This is a genomic window from Aurantivibrio plasticivorans (assembly GCF_055392955.1).
Window position 1 is genome coordinate 152,819 of sequence record NZ_AP036020.1, and the last position, 18,829, is coordinate 171,647.

General features: G+C 46.6%; 17 protein-coding genes. 9 read left to right on the plus strand and 8 right to left on the minus strand.

The window, feature by feature from the left end; all coding sequences use genetic code 11:
* Window positions 1–102: 102 nt before the first annotated feature.
* From urtB to ACZ5NB_RS00730, 8 genes are all read left to right on the plus strand, one after another.
* Window positions 103–1,668, plus strand: a complete 1,566-nt coding sequence (urtB, locus tag ACZ5NB_RS00695) for an urea ABC transporter permease subunit UrtB (RefSeq protein WP_460230895.1) — start codon at window positions 103–105, stop codon at window positions 1,666–1,668.
* A gap of 14 nt (window positions 1,669–1,682) precedes the next feature.
* Window positions 1,683–2,846, plus strand: a complete 1,164-nt coding sequence (urtC, locus tag ACZ5NB_RS00700; RefSeq protein WP_460230896.1) for an urea ABC transporter permease subunit UrtC — start codon at window positions 1,683–1,685, stop codon at window positions 2,844–2,846.
* The gene (urtD, locus tag ACZ5NB_RS00705) at window positions 2,843–3,607 is read left to right on the plus strand and encodes an urea ABC transporter ATP-binding protein UrtD (protein ID WP_460230897.1); all 765 of its coding nucleotides are present in this window, start codon (window positions 2,843–2,845) and stop codon (window positions 3,605–3,607) included. Before urtC ends, urtD begins: the two co-directional genes overlap by 4 nt.
* Window positions 3,608–3,610: 3 nt before the next feature.
* Window positions 3,611–4,306 carry an urea ABC transporter ATP-binding subunit UrtE gene (gene urtE / locus ACZ5NB_RS00710; RefSeq protein WP_460230899.1) on the plus strand — a complete coding sequence of 232 codons (696 nt, stop codon included), beginning with the start codon at window positions 3,611–3,613 and terminating at the stop codon, window positions 4,304–4,306.
* A gap of 405 nt (window positions 4,307–4,711) precedes the next feature.
* Entirely contained in the window at window positions 4,712–5,401 is a 690-nt protein-coding gene (locus ACZ5NB_RS00715) for a TorF family putative porin (protein WP_460230901.1), read from the plus strand.
* A gap of 106 nt (window positions 5,402–5,507) precedes the next feature.
* Entirely contained in the window at window positions 5,508–5,846 is a 339-nt protein-coding gene (gene glnK / locus ACZ5NB_RS00720) for a P-II family nitrogen regulator (protein ID WP_460230902.1), read from the plus strand.
* A gap of 28 nt (window positions 5,847–5,874) precedes the next feature.
* Entirely contained in the window at window positions 5,875–7,149 is a 1,275-nt protein-coding gene (locus ACZ5NB_RS00725) for an ammonium transporter (RefSeq protein ID WP_460230903.1), read from the plus strand.
* Between the two features lie 252 nt (window positions 7,150–7,401).
* Window positions 7,402–7,740, plus strand: a complete 339-nt coding sequence (locus ACZ5NB_RS00730; protein ID WP_460230904.1) for a P-II family nitrogen regulator — start codon at window positions 7,402–7,404, stop codon at window positions 7,738–7,740.
* A gap of 17 nt (window positions 7,741–7,757) precedes the next feature.
* Here ACZ5NB_RS00730 and ACZ5NB_RS00735 read toward each other — a convergent pair whose 3' ends face one another.
* Window positions 7,758–8,465: a 2-thiouracil desulfurase family protein gene (locus ACZ5NB_RS00735; RefSeq protein WP_460230905.1), complete on the minus strand. Its 708-nt coding sequence runs from the start codon at window positions 8,463–8,465 to the stop codon at window positions 7,758–7,760.
* Between the two features lie 281 nt (window positions 8,466–8,746).
* Here ACZ5NB_RS00735 and ACZ5NB_RS00740 point away from each other — a divergent pair, with 281 nt between their 5' ends.
* Window positions 8,747–8,992, plus strand: a complete 246-nt coding sequence (locus ACZ5NB_RS00740) for a hypothetical protein (RefSeq protein WP_460230906.1) — start codon at window positions 8,747–8,749, stop codon at window positions 8,990–8,992.
* Between the two features lie 43 nt (window positions 8,993–9,035).
* Here the strand turns inward: ACZ5NB_RS00740 and xerC are convergent, their stop codons facing one another.
* From xerC to ACZ5NB_RS00775, 7 genes are all read right to left on the minus strand, one after another.
* Complete coding sequence (gene xerC, locus ACZ5NB_RS00745) at window positions 9,036–9,977, minus strand: tyrosine recombinase XerC (RefSeq protein ID WP_460230908.1); 942 nt, start codon at window positions 9,975–9,977, stop codon at window positions 9,036–9,038.
* 41 nt (window positions 9,978–10,018) lie between these two features.
* The gene (locus ACZ5NB_RS00750) at window positions 10,019–10,696 is read right to left on the minus strand and encodes a DUF484 family protein (protein ID WP_460230910.1); all 678 of its coding nucleotides are present in this window, start codon (window positions 10,694–10,696) and stop codon (window positions 10,019–10,021) included.
* A gap of 43 nt (window positions 10,697–10,739) precedes the next feature.
* Entirely contained in the window at window positions 10,740–11,570 is an 831-nt protein-coding gene (gene dapF / locus ACZ5NB_RS00755) for a diaminopimelate epimerase (protein WP_460230911.1), read from the minus strand.
* A gap of 99 nt (window positions 11,571–11,669) precedes the next feature.
* Window positions 11,670–12,917 carry a diaminopimelate decarboxylase gene (gene lysA, locus ACZ5NB_RS00760; protein ID WP_460230913.1) on the minus strand — a complete coding sequence of 416 codons (1,248 nt, stop codon included), beginning with the start codon at window positions 12,915–12,917 and terminating at the stop codon, window positions 11,670–11,672.
* 77 nt (window positions 12,918–12,994) lie between these two features.
* On the minus strand, window positions 12,995–13,150 hold the full coding sequence (locus ACZ5NB_RS00765) for a hypothetical protein (protein ID WP_460230915.1): 156 nt from the start codon (window positions 13,148–13,150) through the stop codon (window positions 12,995–12,997).
* A 150-nt stretch (window positions 13,151–13,300) separates the two neighbouring features.
* Window positions 13,301–16,162, minus strand: coding sequence for a class I adenylate cyclase (locus ACZ5NB_RS00770; protein ID WP_460230917.1), 2,862 nt, complete (start codon window positions 16,160–16,162; stop codon window positions 13,301–13,303).
* A gap of 109 nt (window positions 16,163–16,271) precedes the next feature.
* Window positions 16,272–18,650, minus strand: a complete 2,379-nt coding sequence (locus ACZ5NB_RS00775; RefSeq protein ID WP_460239550.1) for a response regulator — start codon at window positions 18,648–18,650, stop codon at window positions 16,272–16,274.
* Between the last annotated feature and the right edge of the window lie 179 nt (window positions 18,651–18,829).

Consider the following 18,829-nt stretch of genomic DNA (forward strand, 5'->3'; position numbering starts at 1 on the left):
AAATTGCCTTCGTTTGAGGAGATCTCCTACTCCTCCTGAACATCGGTTCGGTGCCACATGAAAATATTCCACAAGCTATTGTGTTTTAGCGTCGGTCTATTGATGACCACAATAAGCATTGCACAAGAGTTCGAAACACAAGCGGCCCTTTTTCCCGATAGCTCGCGAAAAGAACTAGTAGGGCTTATCGAAGGTCTAGCGAAAGTCGACGACCCTAGATCTCTAACGACGCTTAAAGCACTGTTAGATGCACGTCTATATTACGAGAAAAGCAGTAAACAGCTTTTTGTCTTTGATAAAGACCAGGACCTCGCAACTGATTTGCTAACCGGTGAGCTTGATAACAGTGTAGATACCGGTGAGCTAACGAAAATTCGAATTACCAATAAAATACGTCGTGCACTGAAAAGCAATATCGCCATTCTCGAGCTACAGAGTAAATCCCAAGCGTTGCGACTCGAAGCGGCCAAGAACTTGGCAGCGAATCCAGATGCAGATCTCAGAGAGCACATTGCGGTCGCCATTGAGACTGAAAAATCGAGTGCGGTTCTTGACTATTTGAATTTATCGTTAGGTTTGATCGACATCTATAGCGACGATCAGGCGCTGCGCATGTCCGCGGCAAAAGCATTAAGTAGTACGGTTCAGCCAGAAGCGGTTGCGATCTTAAACACACTTGCGGAAAAAGATGAAGACGGTAACTACCTAGAAAGCAATACGGAACTTGCGGCATTTGCTGAACAGTCATTGGATAGTATTAATGCCAAGCTTGGGTTCTTTAAATTCTCAGAGAATTTATTGTTTGGCGTAAGCCTGGGGTCCATCTTACTTTTGTCCGCTATTGGTCTCGCGATCACCTTTGGCGTGATGGGGGTGATTAATATGGCGCATGGTGAAATGATTATGCTTGGCGCCTACACCACCTTTGCTATCCAGCAGCTATTTCCTAATTTCTTAAATTATTCGTTGATTATCGCGATTCCTGCTGCGTTTATCGTCTCTGGGTGTATGGGTATTTTGATTGAGCGAGTTATTATCCGCCACTTGTATGGACGCCCTCTCGATACCTTGTTGGCTACGTTTGGCGTGAGTTTGGTGTTGCAGCAATTAGTGCGCACGGGTTATAGCTCCAACAACGTGTCTGTCGCAACACCCGATTGGGCTGCGGGCTTTTGGCAACTCAATGGTGCACTCTCGCTCACTTACAATCGAATTTATATTCTGATTTTTAGTTTGGTGGTATTGGCTTTGTTGGCGTTGTTGCTGAAAAAAACCATGGTCGGGTTGCAGATGCGCGCCGTGACGCAAAACCGCGGCATGGCAAACTCAATGGGAATTAAGTCTAGCTGGGTTGATGCTATGACCTTTGGTCTAGGTTCGGGTATCGCGGGTATTGCAGGTGTCGCGTTAAGTCAAATTACCAGTGTTGGACCTAATCTCGGACAAACACTCATTGTCGATTCCTTTATGGTTGTGGTTTTCGGCGGCGTTGGAAATATTATGGGCACCTTTATGGGCGCGTTGATACTTGGTGTGTCTAACAAGTTTATGGAACCGTATACCGGCGCGGTGATCGCCAAGATATTGATACTAGTATTTATTATTCTCTTTATTCAGTGGCGTCCTAGAGGCTTGTTTGCCTTGAAGGGTCGGTTTGTTGAAGATTAATTAGGTTTTGTAGCATGTTTAGACAATCAATAATTCTTCAAACTATTCAGAAAGATAGTATTGGAAAGTACGTGCTCGGCTTTGTCCTGTGTTTGGGAATCATTATTCCGTTGCTCAATGTAATGGTTCCACAGGAATCAACGTTTGGTGTATCGACTTATACCATTACATTGCTGGGGCAAATTTTGTGTTTTGCCATTTTGGCCCTGGCGTTGGATTTGGTGTGGGGCTACTGCGGTATATTAAGTCTTGGCCATGGCGCTTTCTTCGCTCTCGGTGGCTACGCTATGGGCATGTACCTTATGCGTCAAATTGGCGATAGAGGTGTGTACGGCAATCCTGAGTTGCCCGATTTCATGGTATTCCTTAATTGGGATTCCTTGCCCTGGTATTGGTACGGCTTCGACAATTTCGGCTTTGCCATGCTAATGGTGATTATGGTGCCTGGCCTCTTGGCTTATGTATTTGGTTGGTTGGCTTTCCGCTCTCGTGTGACCGGTGTGTATTTTTCAATTATTTCCCAGGCGTTAACCTATGCGCTGATGCAAGCGTTCTTTATGAATGATTTCGGTTTTGGCGGAAATAATGGTTTAACTGATTTTAAAGACTTGCTGGGTTTTAGCGTTCAAGCGGATAGCACGCGTTCGTTTCTGGTGTTTTTTGCGGCCATTGTGTTGTGTCTTTCCTATATCGTTTGCAAGTTGATAGTTACTAGTAAATTCGGACGTGTACTGATTTCAATTCGAGATGCTGAAAGTCGCAGTCGGTTTTTGGGTTACAAAGTTGAGCACTATAAACTTGTGATTTTTGTGTTTTCTGCTGCTCTTGCTGGCATAGCTGGCGCAATTTATGTACCTATGATGGGTGCTATTAGTCCTGCTGAATTCAGTCCTATTAACTCCATTGGTATTGTCATCTTTGTCGCGCTAGGTGGCCGTGGCACATTGTATGGTGCGATTGTTGGCGCAATTGTTATTACTTACGCAAAGGCAATCTTTACTACGGCATTCCCAGAGTTATGGCTGTTCGCCTTAGGGGCGCTGTTTGTATTAACCACCATGTATATGCCCAAAGGGCTTGCAGGTATAGCACAAAATATCATTGATAAAATGAAAGAAAAAAGAACTATGCAGCAACCCAACCGCGTAGAAGGCGATAGTGTGGGGTCGACAAAATGATAGAGACAAAACACCTAGATCAAGTAACCAGTATTCTGTACCTGAGTGGCGTAACGAAATCGTTTGATGGTTTTAAAGCGATTAACAACTTATCGCTAACCATCGCGCCTGGCGAACTACGAGCGGTTATCGGACCAAATGGCGCAGGGAAAAGCACCATGATGGATATCATTACAGGAAAAACCCGGCCTGATGTTGGTGATGTACGTTTTAAAGATACCATCGACCTGACCACACACGATGAGGCGGACATTGCGAACATGGGCATCGGTCGTAAATTCCAAAAGCCTACAGTAGTGGAAAGTCTGACGGTTTGGGAAAACTTAGACCTGGCGTTAGCGGGCAATCGCAACGTACTGCAAACGTTGTTTTACAAGCCAACTGACGAGCAACGACAACGTATTCACGAGTTGATTGACTTAATAGGTTTGCAAGACAAGGCGGATGATTTAGCCGCTAATTTGTCGCACGGACAAAAACAATGGTTAGAAATCGGTATGTTGTTTATTCAGGACCCAGAAGTATTGTTGGTGGATGAACCTGCCGGTGGGATGACGGATACAGAGACGATGGAAACTGCAAAGCTGTTAAAAGAGATTAGCAAGCAGCACTCAGTCGTTGTTGTAGAGCACGATATGGATTTCGTACGAGCGCTAGATTGTAAAGTCACCGTTCTGCATGAGGGCAGTGTGCTCGCCGAGGGCGATTTGGATACGGTATCGTCTAATCCTCGTGTCGTTGAAGTATATCTGGGGCGCTGAGTCATGTTAAAAGCAGAAAATATCGATTTATATTATGGCGCTAGCCAGGCACTACAGAACGTTAGCCTAAGTGCAAAAAAAGGTGAGATAACCTGTGTACTGGGTCGCAACGGGGTAGGTAAAAGTAGCTTGATGCAGGCCATCACAGGGCGTCAGCCAATTCGTACGGGTACTGTGACCTGGGAAGGTAAGGATATCAACAAACTAAGCGCGGCAGACCGTGCACGGCAAGGCATCTCTTATGTTCCACAGGGCCGACAAATTTTTTCTCAGCTGACGGTGTTAGAGAATCTCAAAAGTGGTTTTGCTGCCTTGCCACGCGGCCAACGAAAAATCGATGATGAGATCTATAGCTTGTTTCCCGTGTTGCAAGAAATGCTGCATCGCCGAGGCGGTGATTTGTCCGGTGGCCAACAGCAGCAGCTTTCTATCGCGCGTGCATTGGTCATGAAGCCTCGCTTGCTTATCCTGGATGAGCCAACGGAAGGTATCCAGCCGTCAATCATCAAAGATATTCACAACGTCATTACTATCCTAAAAGAACGTGGTGAGATGGCTATTTTGTTAGTCGAACAATATTTTGAATTTGCCCGTGCACTCGCTGATGAGTATTCGGTGATGGATCGCGGTGAAGTGGTTTTATCTGGCTTAGCGGCTGAAATGGAAGAAGATAAAGTCCGTGCACATATGACCGTCTAGATTGGCACCTGGCGCCTAAAACAATGTTTCACGCGTTGCCTTTGGGCGCCTTCGGTGCATCCTTTCTTTAAGTTTCCTGCTTAATTGTTTAATAACCAATCAATACCTCGTGCTAAACCCTTAAAACTATTGCTTCTGCTCTTTATTAGGGCGTGAAACTGGTGCATATTGTGGCCCGCGCGCTATTGTTGGGCGTATATGTGCGGTTGCAAGCCAAAAAATCTCCGGTTTTGGCTGTAACACATTGACGAATAAGGATTTTTTCGTAGTGGCACGCTGTATGCTTTAGGGTAGGGCGCGATACAACATTATCGAAGCTGCAACGGTGATCGCACCATCGCGACGCAAGCGCAGATAACGTAATAACAAAATGAAAATCACTATCATTCTTGGAGACTAAAAAACATGAAAATGACTAAATCATTGACTTGTACCTTAGCAGCTACCGCAATCGCGGCGTCTGCAGCGTTTGCACCTGTTGCGAATGCTGAAGTTAGTGCATCAGTTGGCGTTGCTAACATGTACTTGTGGCGTGGTTATGATCTAGGTGACGGCAGTGCAGCTGTATCTGGTGATATCACCGTTAGTGGTGCAGGTTTCTACGCTGGTATTTGGGGCACTTCTGGTGATGACTCTTTGGGTTCTGAGTACGACCTTTATGTCGGCTGGGGCGGCGAGTTTGGCCCTGTTAGTGTTGACCTAAGCGTTTTGTCATACGTTTATCCAGATGCTACTTATGACACTTTAATCGATCCACTGTTCGCTTATATCCCTGCTCGAGACGACACTGTTGGTGATCTGTCTGAAGCGATCTTATCTGTTGGTATCGGCCCTGTTGCAGTGACCTACTACGACAACATTGCTGGCGGACCTGGTTACAGCTACTACACCATCGCTGGTTCTATCGGTGATTTCGGTATCCTAGTTGGCCAACACCACAACGACGGCGGTGAGAACGACGATCCTGTACATTTGGACCTTTCTTACTCTTACAACGATAACTTGAGCTTCACTATCAGTAAGTTTATCGAAGACGAAGAAGGTGTTGATGACAACATGCAATTCCTTGTTTCTTACTCTCTTCCTATTGAATAAGGCTTGAGTCTGTAAAAAGCTGGTTTCGGCCAGCTTTTTACTCGGCTTTAACAGTTAGACATTTTTATCGCCGAGTATTGAAGCCAATCAACCTGAGGAAACCCTTATGAAATTAGTAACAGCAATTATTAAACCTTTTAAGCTTGATGCTGTTCGTGAAGCACTTTCAGAAATCGGTGTACAGGGTATTACCGTGACTGAAGTAAAAGGTTTTGGCCGACAAAAAGGTCACACAGAATTGTATCGCGGCGCTGAGTACGTGGTGGATTTTCTACCTAAGACCAAAATTGAAGTTGCCGTTGGCGACTCTCAAGTTGACAGCGTTGTTGAGTCAATTAGTAAAACAGCACATAGCGGAAAAATTGGTGATGGGAAGATCTTCATTTCGCCGCTAGAGCAAGTCATTCGTATTCGCACCGGCGAAAACGGCGAAGACGCTCTATAACGAATAATCGCAATTCCGGAGAATCGCTATGGATTTACAAAATCAAATTTTTGAATTGCAGTACGCCATGGACACATTTTATTTCTTAGTGTGTGGCGCACTGGTTATGTGGATGGCCGCAGGCTTCGCAATGCTTGAAGCTGGGCTCGTTCGCGCAAAGAACACAACTGAAATTTTGACCAAAAACGTCGCTCTGTTTGCCGTTGCTTGTACTATGTACTTAATCTGCGGTTACCATTTTATGTACGACGGCGGCCTATTCCTTTCTGGCGTAACAACTGTTGGCGGAATGGATGATGCAGCTATTGCGGGCATTCTTGAGGCGTCCAACGAAGCTGGTTTCGGAGACATGGGTGAATACTCAGGAGCTTCTGACTTCTTCTTCCAAGTCGTTTTCGTTGCAACCGCGATGTCGATTGTATCGGGTGCGGTTGCTGAGCGTATGAAGCTTTGGGCTTTCCTTGCTTTCGCGGTTGTTATGACCGGTGTCATCTACCCAATCGAAGGTGGTTGGACTTGGGGTGGCAAAAGCGTCTTTGGTCTATACGAATTGAGCTATAGCGATTATGCGGGTTCAGGTATTGTTCATATGGCGGGTGCGGCTGCTGCGCTTGCTGGCGTATTGGTACTCGGTGCTCGTAAAGGTAAATACGGTGCCAACGGCGAAATCAACGCTATTCCAGGTGCAAACCTTCCTTTAGCAACCTTGGGTGCTTTCATCCTCTGGTTAGGTTGGTTTGGTTTCAACGGCGGTTCTACTCTAAAACTAGGTGGTATCGGTGTTGCGAACGAAGTTGCTAACGTCTTCTTAAACACTAACGCTGCGGCGGCCGGTGGTTTGATTGCGGCAATCATTGTTGCGCGCATCTTGTTCGGTAAAGCCGATTTGACCATGGCATTGAACGGTGCATTAGCTGGTTTGGTTGCAATCACTGCAGAGCCCGCTGATCCTTCTGGTTTGAGTGCAACTCTCATCGGTGCTGTCGGTGGTGTGATCGTAGTATTCAGCATCCTAGCGTTGGATAAATTGAAAATTGACGATCCTGTCGGTGCGATCTCTGTTCACGGCGTGGTTGGTTTGTGGGGTATCTTCGCGGTATTGATTACCGACAGCGATGCTACCTTTATGGGTCAGCTAGTTGGTGCGTTAACCATCTTCGTATGGGTATTCGTCACTAGCTTAGTGGTATGGCTGATCATCAAGGCGATCATCGGTGTGCGTGTCTCTGAAGAAGAAGAGTACGAAGGCGTCGATATCTCTGAGTGTGGTATGGAAGCTTACCCAGAGTTCGTTAAGAGCTAAGATTAAGCATACTCGCCACCAGCGAGTAGCGAAGTCACGAAAAACCCAGCCTCGGCTGGGTTTTTTGTTTTTTGGCGCTTCGCTAGCGTATTTGCTAGCCGTAGCGCCTCTCTGGCTCGTGGAGCGCTTTTTGTGTATCTTAGGCACCTGTGGGGCCGGGTTCGCAGAATCAAGCTCCAAGACAAAATAACAACAAAGATTCAAAGAGCCGTATACCTGATGGCTCCAATACTACGTAAGGAAATTGACCTCATGAAACTGATTACCGCTGTCATTAAACCCTTCAAATTAGACGACGTACGTACCGCGCTCTTCGATGTAGGCGTTCAGGGAATGACTGTGACCGAGGTTAAAGGCTTTGGTCGCCAAAAGGGCCATACCGAGCTTTACCGTGGTGCAGAGTATGTGGTTGATTTTTTACCGAAGGTGAAAGTTGAACTCGCATTGGATGATGCAATGGTTGAGCAGGCGGTTGAGGCGATTACTCAAGCGGCTCAAACCGGTAAAATTGGTGACGGTAAGATCTTCATTAGCCCCCTCGATGAGATTATTCGAATCCGCACAGGAGAAACAGGTTCGGACGCCGTCTAACGCATCTGAACTCTGTGTCACGCCAAATCAACAGGCCAGATCTCAAAAAGCCGCTTCACAAGAGCGGCTTTTTGCTCTTTATCGCCTGACACCTCACCATCAAACGTTCCATATTCATCGATGGATCGATCCAGCAGTTGAGCAATCCAGTGCTCGCTGGGCGCTCCCTCTAGATATTCCGATAGCCAAGTAATGCTCGCAAAAGTTTCGCGCTGAATAGCGCGGGCGACGTGTGACGCAGCGAGAAAACGTACAAAATGCGCGTCAGATTGAAACCAGGTGTCTTCTACCGCCGCGATATTACGCTGACAATGACTGGCGAATATTCCATCACCATGGTGAAGGATGTGCTGTTCGTGATCAACAACAGGGGTTGAGCCTCTTCCACAGCTTGGCGAGCGCGCTTTAAAAATATACCCACTCACGTGCCGATGACGCGCTTGTTGAGACCAGTAATCAATGGACGCCTCCTGTAGCTGATCGGTGACGTCGAGCGCTTTGTTTTCGACGCCTAGAGCACGAATAGTCTTGTTATTTTCAATAAGTTGAACAGGTGGACGGGGTGTTCCTAGGCCCGCTTCGACCTCAGGACAAAAGGGCTTCCAATCCACCTGGTGACTTAATCGTTCAAGAAGTCGGTTGAAGCGCTTATGATCGCCATCGTATCGCACTCGTTGGCCAACCAAGCAGGCGCTGATGCCGATAGTCACTCTTAAATGTTTCAAGTCGTTTTCCATGAGTGTGCGTTGATGGACAGATTTTTGGACGGCAATAGTTTGCCGCTCAAAGCATACGCTAATTTCGAAATGAGTTTAATAACTGTATTGCTTAGTGTTGATAAAAATTAAGGACAAAAAAGGCTAAAAATATTTGTAACTTCGCCTGCCATCCTGACTCCCTTGAGCTATAAATATTCTCGCTGTGAAGCAAAAAGACAACTGAGAAAAATCGATGACTTTGCATCAATGTGTTGCGCCGTCATCAACGGAATAAGTAGGGTAAGGATATGAGTAAAGTTAAATCTCGATTAGGTCTTAATGACTCTGAGCGTGTAGAAAAAGAATTTTTTGGTAGTAAAGACGATCGGCCAGAAGATAGAACGGTGACATCTCGCGCGCACATAAGAACAGAATTGTCTTCACAAATAGAAGCATTTCTTTCTGAGGGGGGAGCAATTAGTGAAGTGGCGGTTGGTGTAACCAATGACCCACCCAAAAAACCAACCAGCAACTATGGTAGTCGTCCTATTTGACGATAGGAAACAAAAAACTAAAAAGCGCCAAAAAAATGGCGATCTAGTCTTCGGTTTGCTTTTTCTGTGCTCTAGGGTGTGACTGGTCGTAAATTTTGGCGAGATGTTGAAAGTCTAAATGGGTGTAAATTTGTGTGGTTGAAATGTTTGCATGGCCGAGCAATTCTTGCACTGCGCGCAAATCTCCGCTCGATTCTAATAGGTGGCTGGCAAAGGAATGCCGAATCATGTGCGGGTGAAGTGGTTGATCTAAACCTTGCTGTAAGCCCAATTTTTTGAAACGAGCCTGTATGGCTCGGCCCGTAATACGCGCCCCTTTTTTGCTAATAAACAGCGCATTTTGATTGTATTCGTTGTATTGGGTTCGTGTGTTGATCCATTCTCTGAGAGCCTGTTTGGCGTGCTTGCCTATAGGTATCATTCGCTCTTTGCTTCCCTTTCCAACCGTTGTGACTTGATGGTAGTCACTGGATAGGTTCTGAATATCTAAATTGACAAGTTCACTTAAACGCAACCCGCAGGAGTACATTAGCTCCAGGATGCAACGATCCCTAATAGCGAAAAAATCATTACCCTCTAGGTTGATAAGTGATTCCATTGCATCTGGGTCAAGAGTGGTAGGAAGTTTGCGTTGGCCTTTTGGCGCGCGAACGCCGTTGGCTGGGTTGTGTTCGCATAGGTTTTTCTTGCTACAGAAATGGTAGAAGCTACGTACGGCGCTGAGCCAACGTTGTAAGCTTTTGGATGAGAGTCCTTGTCTGTTAAACAGCGCAACACACTGACGAATATGTGATGTATGTAAATCTTTTGGATGTGCTAACGAATATTGTTCGCTAAACGATGCAAGCTTTATTAGGTCTCTGCGATAGCCGTTTACAGTGTGGGATGACAGTTGTTTTTCGATGACTAGGTGTTGTAAAAATGCGTCTATAGCCTCAGTCAGGGCGGATTTTTTGGCTTTTTCTGTCGATATGGTTTTGGCCATGTTGCAAAGGCCTCCCCTCGTTAAGCGTAAAATAACCTAATCTAAAACGTTAAATGCTTTGGTATAACACGATTTAATACTTCACCGATATAACTTAAAAACAGGGTGCCCATGCTTGACCGGTAATGGTTCGGGTCGCTATTGCCAATGGCTAACAAACCAAAACAATTGCCGTGCATCAGTGGGACAACTGCCGCAGAGCCGATGTCTTTGGCTTTGTCCTGAAATAAGAATGTGAGTTCATTCGGCGGAAAATCGCCGCATAAAGCGCGACTATTACTGATTAAGCGGCTAACCGATTGGCGTGCATCGTTAACGGACACAATGCGAGCGGACGACTCAGGGACTTTGGAGGGGTCTGCGAAAAGAATCACTGAGGTGTAAGGGATGTTAAAGTCGCGATCAAAGCTAAAACAGATAGTGCTCACAATATCTGGAAGTGAATTGCCCTCGAGTAGCATCAAAATAAGTCGTCGGGTTTTATCAAACAGCTTGTCGTTTTCGCGGGCGTTATCGAGCAGTTTAGTTAGGCGATGTCGCATATCCATGTTGCGATCGCGCAGCACGGCAACTTGCCTTTCAACGAGGGAAATCGCATCACCACTATGATGAGGCAGTGTAATGTCTGCGAGAATATCTGGGTTATCTGCAAAAAAATCCGGCTTCTCTCGTAAGAATTCGCTGACTTGTTGTACGGTGAGGTCGGGTTTATTGCTCATTGTTATCGTCGTCTTGTTGTCTTGAACTGATTAATCGGGCGACTTAAATTCGTACTTGTCCTTGGAAGACTGTCGTGGCTGGCCCTGTTTTAATAACCGGTGTGCCTGGTCCTTGCCATTGGCAATGTAACACGCCACCAGGTAGTGTAACTGTTACCTCGTTATCAAGTAGCCCTCTGAGTTGCCCAGCAACAACCGCAGCGCATGCGCCGGTACCGCAGGCAAGGGTTTCTCCGACGCCGCGTTCTAGTACGCGGAGTCGGATTTCACCGCGAGATAATACCTCCATAAACCCTACATTGACACCTTCCGGAAATTCCTCGGCTCGCTGTATGGCTTTGCCGAGCGTTTCTACCGGTGCGGTTGCTACATCCTCTACGACAATGACTGCGTGTGGGTTGCCCATCGATACGGCAGATAGCTCAATATCTTGATTGGGTAGCGCGAGGGCATAAGTCTGTTGCTCGGAATTGGCTAGAAATGGGATCTCGCTGGGTGATAGAACCGGTACGCCCATATCGACAGACACGTCTCCATTTGCTTGGAGGTGGAGAGTCATTAATCCGTTGGCGGTTTCAACCCGAATAGCACGCTTACCTGTTAATCGTCGGTCGGAGACGAACTTTGCGAAACAGCGGGCACCATTGCCGCAATTTTGCACTTCACCGCCGTCTTGGTTGTAGATGCGGTAGCGGAAGTCGACATCGGTTTGTGTTGGTGGTTCGACAAGCAGTACTTGATCGCAGCCAACGCCAAAATGTCGGTCCGCCAGCGCGCGAATTTTCTCTGGTGTTAGCCTGACTTGTTGCGTAATCGCATCAATGACAACGAAGTCATTACCCAAGCCGTGCATTTTGGTAAAACGTAATCGCATGTCGAGCTACTTATCCTTCGGGAGCTGCGGGTGTGTCTACAGCACAATATCCTTGATAATAAACTATTTGGCCCTGGCCGTGTCGAGCAGATTGTTGCCTTAGGGTAATAGCGCTTCGCCTTTAATCAGGTCAGCAAAACTCTCTCGTTGTCGAACAATGTAATACTGATCGCCATCGACCATAACCTCAGCAGCTCGTGGCCTAGTGTTGTAATTGCTGCTCATCGTAAAACCATAGGCTCCAGTAGACATCACGGCGATTAAGTCGCCTTCCTGTATTGCTATATCCCTGTCCCGGCCAATGAAATCTCCCGACTCACAAATGGGACCCACGAAATCCCAATGCAAGGCCTTCGCTGAAGATTGTTGGCTAACAGGCTTGATATGTTGCCAGGCGCTATACAGTGCGGGACGAATATAGTCATTCATGGCGGCATCGATGACGGCAAAGTTTTTGTTGGGTGTTTGCTTAAGATATTCGACCTGAGTGACTAAGACACCGGCATTACCGACAATGGAGCGTCCGGGTTCGAGCATCAGCGATAATGGGCGATCGCCAATTCGTTTCTTTACTTCCGCAAGGTAATCGGCAATGGATGGTAGACTTTCATCGTTGTAGATAATCCCTATGCCGCCGCCTAGGTCTAAATGCTCAATACTAATGCCAATATCACGCAGTTGGTCGTAGAGTGCAATCAAACGATCACACGCAGCCAAAAGAGGCGTGACGTCGGTTAGCTGTGAGCCAATATGGCAGTCAATACCTTTAATAGCGAGGCTATCTAAGCGCTGAGCTTTGCGGTAGGCATCTTCTGCTTGCGTGATATCAATGCCGAATTTGTTTTCTTTAAGGCCAGTAGAAATATACGGATGTGTTTTTGCATCGACATCTGGGTTCACTCGCAACGATATCGGGGCGACAACGCCCATCTCTGCGGCGACTTCGGCGAGCCGGTCGATTTCGGCTATGGACTCAATATTGAAACAGGCGATGCCGACCTCGAGAGCGCGCTGCATCTCGGATCGTGTTTTACCAACGCCGGAAAAGATGATGCGGTCCGCTTGTCCTCCCGCAGCGAGAACGCGTTCTAATTCGCCGCCGGAGACGATATCGAAACCTGCACCTGCCTTGGCTAGCAGATTTAGCACTGCAAGATTGGAGTTGGCCTTGACGGCATAACAAATGAGGCCGGGGTAGTCGCCCAGGGCACTGTGGTAATCATTAAAACAATCCAAAATAGAATGCTTGCTATAGACGTAGCAGGGCGTGCTGACTTGCTGGGCAATGGTTTGAAGGCTGACGTTTTCGGCGTGCATTGTGCCGTTGCGGTAGGTAAAGGCGTTCATGATTAATCTGATCTCTGTCTATTGCTGTGCGGCTAATGAATGGAGCGTTGAGGAAATGCCTGATCGGAGCTTCGAACTTAAGGCGCGCTGCGTTTTGATTGCACAGGCTTGTCGGTGGCGGCTTGGTCGGAGTCAACGGGTAGGCGCAAATCAGCTTTGTGGCCACAGGCTAGCATGAGTGACATGCTAAAGACGATGGATGCGGCGATCACGAAGCGGCGGTACGCGGACATTATGGTTGAATCTCTCGAAAGCTGAGTGAATCAAGTGTCAGAAAGGCTTGCCGATGGCGGCGCGGCGCTTTCCATGCTTGATGTAGGTCGGCAAGTATAGCGGCTTAAGAACCAGGTGCTCAATACTTGCCGTACTGGAGGGTAGCGGTTTTATCGGTTCTCGCCGGCATTCAGTCTTTCTTCGATATGCTGCTTAAGGGTTAGATAGTGGACTAGCTGGATATCGCCCCCTTGGCGCGACTTCAGTCGTGGACAATGGGTAACATCGAGGTGCGTCACATAAAAGGGGTGGTTTCCGTCATGTTGCAGAATGGTTTGTCTCGCGCTGCTAAACAAGCGGCTACCCGATTTGTCACCGTCGAATACCTCGTTGTTGATGTGCAAGGTAAACCATAGTTGGTCATCGTGATCTTGGTGAACTTCAGCGATGACGGTATGGCAGGGGATCGCATAAATATCGGTGGTGACATACGCCGGCTTCAAAAACTCGTGACCAAAGTCGTTAAAATCGTACTGATGAAACTCTACCGGAAATACGCCAAATGAATCGGGCGATAACACAGGTAAGTTTTGTTGTTGAATGTAGTCCCTAATAAAATAATGCAAGCATCGTAGGTAGCTTTCCGGTGTCTCTATGACAGAATCTGCAACAAAAAGAGAGCCTGATTCGTCGAGTATCAACGCGTTGGCATTTTTTCCACGAATAGAAAACACAATATGAATACTCGGCTTCTGGCATACGCTCGCTAGCAAGTGCAGTGGAAAATGTGTGTCGAGAAAGCTATCGGTACGGAGTCGATGAAAACCGCTGAGGGGTTGCGATAGATAATCTAGTAACTCCGGCTCGCTCGTAAACTGCCTGACATGGTGAGAGTGAGTCCGTTCGCAGCAATAAAAGCAATTGTCGGCGGAAAATACATAGCGGCCATCAAATCGCGTGGATTCGAAAATCTGTGAAGTGGCGGCGTCTAAAAATAAGCCGTGCACGCGATTCTTTATACTTAGACCAAAGCCTGTAGTAAAACAATAGCTTTGTAATTTAGGTCGTAGCTGAGACTTTGCGTTGCAGTCGGCAAGTTTTTGCAAATAAAAACTGAGTGCGTGAATGAGTGCGTTATCCGAAAAATGATGAATTTCGATCTCGTCCCAGCTATTACGCATCACTATATCGATCGACTGCGCGAGATTTTCATTGTTCGTGCCGAAGTTAAAGGCATCAGTACGCTCGCTTATGCGCTGGACGTATCCGCTGCTTGAGTTAGTTGTGATTTCGCTTTCTAGGTTAACGATGATGACAATATCAGTGACAACGGGCGACTGACTAAAGTTGTCATGGGGCGTTTTTTCGGTCGGTAAGGGTATAAGATCCACCAGCGCCTTTGCGCATTGGGAGGCAGCAGTAGCAGACGCAGAATTTCTCTCCGTAACTAACTCTACATGAGTTTGAGTATGGAGAACAGCGTTGCGCAAAGCCCACACGATTAATTCGCATAGAGATTGCCCTGTATAAACTGCGGGCTTTGGAAGAGTGTTAAAGTCTCGTAGTTCTTGTAAATGCAGCTGCCAAATATGACGGCCTGCATCATCGTGAGTTTCATGAAAAACGAGGTGGTCTTCAGCCACTTGTAAATCAAAGCCAAGCCTGATGCCAATTATTTTGCCCTGCCGACGAGTGAAATTTGCTTTCAATTTATTACCAAGAATTTCAAATTCATTGGCATCATATTGCGTGTGCGATAAGTCGCTGTCCTCCACAGTAGTTAAACACTGGTAGCTGCGATTCAGTTCCAACACAATAGCTTGATGTTCTTTTAGCGCTTCAGCGATGTTCCATTTCGATGGGTTGTCAAGATGAGCAAGTTGTTCTTCACTCCATTGCCAATCAGCAACAAAAGACTGGATGACATCCCGTTGCCACGATTTTAGGTGTTTTGTCGAAGGGCTACTTAACTTTTTTTGTGCTTTAAAGTAAAAACACCGTTTCGCCAGTGACAGCCGACTATCTTCGCGCCGTTGTAATAAATACGCTTTCACACGATGAAAGGTCAGGACATAAGGGTCGAGTAGATTGAGGTCTTGGCAGCCATCGTAAACACTTTGTTTGTAGTCGAGCGATAGCGGGCGAATGTTGGGTAGCTCGCTAGCATAGGTTTCTAGCAGAATTAATTTGAACAACGATTTGTAGGGTGAGTCTATGGCTTTATAAAGGTGCCATAACCCTGCGCTAATAAATTCACTTGCTGGAATGTGTCCAACACCTCCGAGATCAATAACGTCGGACGACGCGAGGAATCGTTTGCCGAGCAGGGTGCGAGTATAGTCTGCGTAATTCGTCTCCGCATTGCTTGGTACGAACCACCACAATGGACGTCGTCCGGCGAGTAAAATACTGCTTCGATAAAACTCATCAAGAAGCAAGTAGTGTTGAGTGTTTCCGCTTGCCTCGGCGCTGATAGGTAGATTTTTCCCTGCACGAAACTCTTCGGCGTTCATAATGAAAAAATGAACATCTAAGCCAGCATTATTCGCCCAGTTGGTAATGAGTTGTGCCTTGATGCGTAACTCTTTTAGTGACGTGGCGTCGATGTTGCTATGGCAAATCCAGCAGTCTAAGTCGCTTTTTCTGGTGTGCGCTATAGTGCCTATGCTGCCCATGAGAAATATTGCTTCTATGGCGCTGCATTGGGAACGATTGTCGTAGCGCTGTGACGCGTTTTGATACCGAAAACTCCGAGAGAATTTTTTTGCGATGCGTAGAGCCTCTGCATCTGGCTCATAATTATCGATGCCGCAGGGTGTTTGGTGGCTGACGTACCCTGGCAGCATTGGGTGATTAACATGGAATAGCAAGGGAATGAGTTGAAGATAAGGACGTTGCCGGTCAGTAATGACGTCATAGACTCGATCGAGACGTGCATTATTGATTTGTAGAAAGCGCTTTTTTAGAGTTGTTAAATTCTTCCGGTCTAGGCCTTCATCAATAGGGCCAATGTCAATGGGCTTAGCGAACATGAAGGCGATACAAACGTGAGTTGCGATGTGATCCAGTCTTAAGTTTAGTTGCTAATCACATCACGCTTTAAAGTATTTCGCTATAGGTGTGGTGCACTTATAACGGCTATTAAGCTATTGCATCGGAATCGTCGGTGTCGAGAAGATTGTCCATTGCGGTAAATAAGATGTCGGGACGAATGGGTTTTGCAACATGGTCGTTTACACCCGCGTTAAAGCAGCGTTCCTTGTCTTCTTGCATGGCATGCGCGGTAACCGCAATGACCGGCAGGTGTTCATAACAAGGGTTTGATCGAATGGCCTTTGCTGTTTGGTAGCCATCGAGGATTGGCATTTCCATGTCCAATAAGACAATGTCAAATTTATCGGCGTCTGGTTTACTTAAGCGGTCGAGAGCTTCTTGCCCGTTATTAGCGACTTCTACTTCAAAGCCACGGCGTTTAAGAATGCCCTTAGCCACTTGTTGATTGACCAAATTATCCTCTACCAATAAAACATGTCGGGTTTCGGGTGCCTCTGAATTGATGTCATCGGGACTATCGATTGATTTGGTTGTAGTTTCGTTGGTAGTTGGTATTGCTTCCTTGAGGGGTAATCTCATACTGACGACATTTCCATGGGTTTTAGGGTTGGGTTGAACATCGATACGTCCACCTTGTTGGTTGACCCATGCGAATACCTCTTTTAATTGTATTAACGCAATAGGTAAGCCTTTAGTGAGCAAGCTGGGATCCGAAATATGTAACGTTTTTCCTTGGTCGCTAAGTGCAAAGTATAGCTCGGGGGAGCCGTTGGTGCCGTGTACAACGCTGACAGATAGGTTGATTTCGCCTCGCCTAGTCACATTGGTGGCACGCGCATAAAGTAGGTTTGGTATTAGCGCAATATTTTCCTTCTGAGCGACAATGCTCGCGGGCAGCGAATTGGTAAAATGCAGAGAAAAATCGAGAGAGCGACTTGCATTTTGCAGCTTTACGCTCGTTAAAATATTGCTGACGAGTTTCGTGATCGAAAATTCGCTAACGGGTATTGATTTGTTTAATGGCGATGGTTCAAAAACTTTAACAGCCTGTACTTGGCTCTGCTCTGAATGTGCGTTGAAATCGACACCGCAGAAACTATTGCACCACTGCATATAGCTCGTTGCGCCAACACAATGCGTGGGACGGCCATGGGCATCCCAGGTGATTTGTTTTCCGCGGACAAGTGCGTCGACGTTGCTACCATTGCGATGACGAAATATCGCTTGTCTAAAATATACGTTGCTTTTGCTATCTTGACTTTGGTTGTCGTAAAACAGCTCTTCTGGATGTTTGGGTTCAACCAAAAAGCTTTCAACAATCGATCGCGAAAGAGGCAATACATCTTCGTCGTATCCAAGCATGTAGAGAAAGCTGGGCGAAACATAATAGTGGTTGTTGGCGGTATCCCAGTCCCAAATGCCATCCTGCGTTGCATCTAATACGTTATATAGGCGTAGGGCACTTTCTTCTAATTCTTTGGCGATACGTCGGCGCGCTGTCATCATCGCCATAGTAAGACCTATGGCCTTCGCTATATTGGTTTGATCCTTCGTTAAGTTGTCGTCTGATTGGCAACGAATTAATGAAAAAAAGTGTTCGACCTTTCCTTCGTAGGTTATAGGTATTGTGATGATGGCACGAGCGCCAAATTTCTTTACTGTGCGTATGAGTTCGTTATCGAGATGATTTTCCGTATTAATTTTTGAATAGTACACTTCACCACGTGAGAGGTTTTTAATGCTTGTCGGCAGATCGTTGGATGAGATAGATGCTTTGGGTTCGATGAATGCTGTGTTGTGCTTTAATGCTTTGCTGCCGCCATGCGCAACGAGTTGGAGTGATTCGGTTTGTTGGTCCTGCCAACGCAACGTGATGTAGTCTGTATCGATATAGGCGCAGAGCGCATTCAGGCAATTGTTGAAGGATTGTTCCGAATCATCGTTCAGAATGTTACCAATTTGTTCCTGCACCCAGCGTTCTTTTTCCATGCGCTGTTGCATGTCCATTTCTTGGGTGATGTATTCATTAATGTCTCTTACGCAGCCGAGTAATACCGTTGCTTGACCGCGTGCGTTTTGTTTAATAATGCTTAGTCGCAATTCAAACCATCGTAGCGATCCATCGGCAACATGCATGCGGAAATTGGTGATGATTTCTTCGCTACGATAAGCCGCTTGTGCCATCTTTAGGCGAAGGTCCATGAAGTCTTCTGCGCAAACGTGCGCAGAAATATACCCATATTCTATCGGCAGTATGTTTGGTGGATATTGTAGAAGTTTGGCGAAGCTGTCGCTAAAGAAATAGCGGTCTTCATGAGTGTGCCATTCAAAAAAGCCGTCAGTCGCGGCTGACATGATGTTTTCGGCAAACGAACTGTTCCCTATTGGAGCGTAAAGGTGCCCCGGAAGAAGTTGACCGGTGGTGGAGACGTTGACTCGAAAATGTTGTTGTCTTTCCTCAGCCATACATGTCGTCTGCGCGTCCTCATGCTTGAGGTAAAATCTAGAGAATGTTTCTTTGCCAAGATGATGCGATCTTGGGAAGCATGAGTGTTCCATTGATGTGTGATAACAGCGTTAGGTCTTTTAAGCGTAGTCTTAATCAGAGGTGGGTGCCAAAAACTGTTAGGTTACCGTTGGATCAT

Bases quoted from the DNA above. Each gene is read 5' to 3' on its own strand.
- urtB (WP_460230895.1), top strand. From the start codon at position 103: ATGACCACAATAAGCATTGCACAAGAGTTCGAAACACAAGCGGCCCTT.
- urtC (WP_460230896.1), top strand. From the start codon at position 1,683: ATGTTTAGACAATCAATAATTCTTCAAACTATTCAGAAAGATAGTATT.
- urtD (WP_460230897.1), top strand. From the start codon at position 2,843: ATGATAGAGACAAAACACCTAGATCAAGTAACCAGTATTCTGTACCTG.
- urtE (WP_460230899.1), top strand. From the start codon at position 3,611: ATGTTAAAAGCAGAAAATATCGATTTATATTATGGCGCTAGCCAGGCA.
- ACZ5NB_RS00715 (WP_460230901.1), top strand. From the start codon at position 4,712: ATGAAAATGACTAAATCATTGACTTGTACCTTAGCAGCTACCGCAATC.
- glnK (WP_460230902.1), top strand. From the start codon at position 5,508: ATGAAATTAGTAACAGCAATTATTAAACCTTTTAAGCTTGATGCTGTT.
- ACZ5NB_RS00725 (WP_460230903.1), top strand. From the start codon at position 5,875: ATGGATTTACAAAATCAAATTTTTGAATTGCAGTACGCCATGGACACA.
- ACZ5NB_RS00730 (WP_460230904.1), top strand. From the start codon at position 7,402: ATGAAACTGATTACCGCTGTCATTAAACCCTTCAAATTAGACGACGTA.
- ACZ5NB_RS00740 (WP_460230906.1), top strand. From the start codon at position 8,747: ATGAGTAAAGTTAAATCTCGATTAGGTCTTAATGACTCTGAGCGTGTA.
- xerC (WP_460230908.1), bottom strand. From the start codon at position 9,977: ATGGCCAAAACCATATCGACAGAAAAAGCCAAAAAATCCGCCCTGACT.
- ACZ5NB_RS00750 (WP_460230910.1), bottom strand. From the start codon at position 10,696: ATGAGCAATAAACCCGACCTCACCGTACAACAAGTCAGCGAATTCTTA.
- dapF (WP_460230911.1), bottom strand. From the start codon at position 11,570: ATGCGATTACGTTTTACCAAAATGCACGGCTTGGGTAATGACTTCGTT.
- lysA (WP_460230913.1), bottom strand. From the start codon at position 12,917: ATGAACGCCTTTACCTACCGCAACGGCACAATGCACGCCGAAAACGTC.
- ACZ5NB_RS00765 (WP_460230915.1), bottom strand. From the start codon at position 13,150: ATGTCCGCGTACCGCCGCTTCGTGATCGCCGCATCCATCGTCTTTAGC.
- ACZ5NB_RS00770 (WP_460230917.1), bottom strand. From the start codon at position 16,162: ATGTTCGCTAAGCCCATTGACATTGGCCCTATTGATGAAGGCCTAGAC.
- ACZ5NB_RS00775 (WP_460239550.1), bottom strand. From the start codon at position 18,650: ATGGCTGAGGAAAGACAACAACATTTTCGAGTCAACGTCTCCACCACC.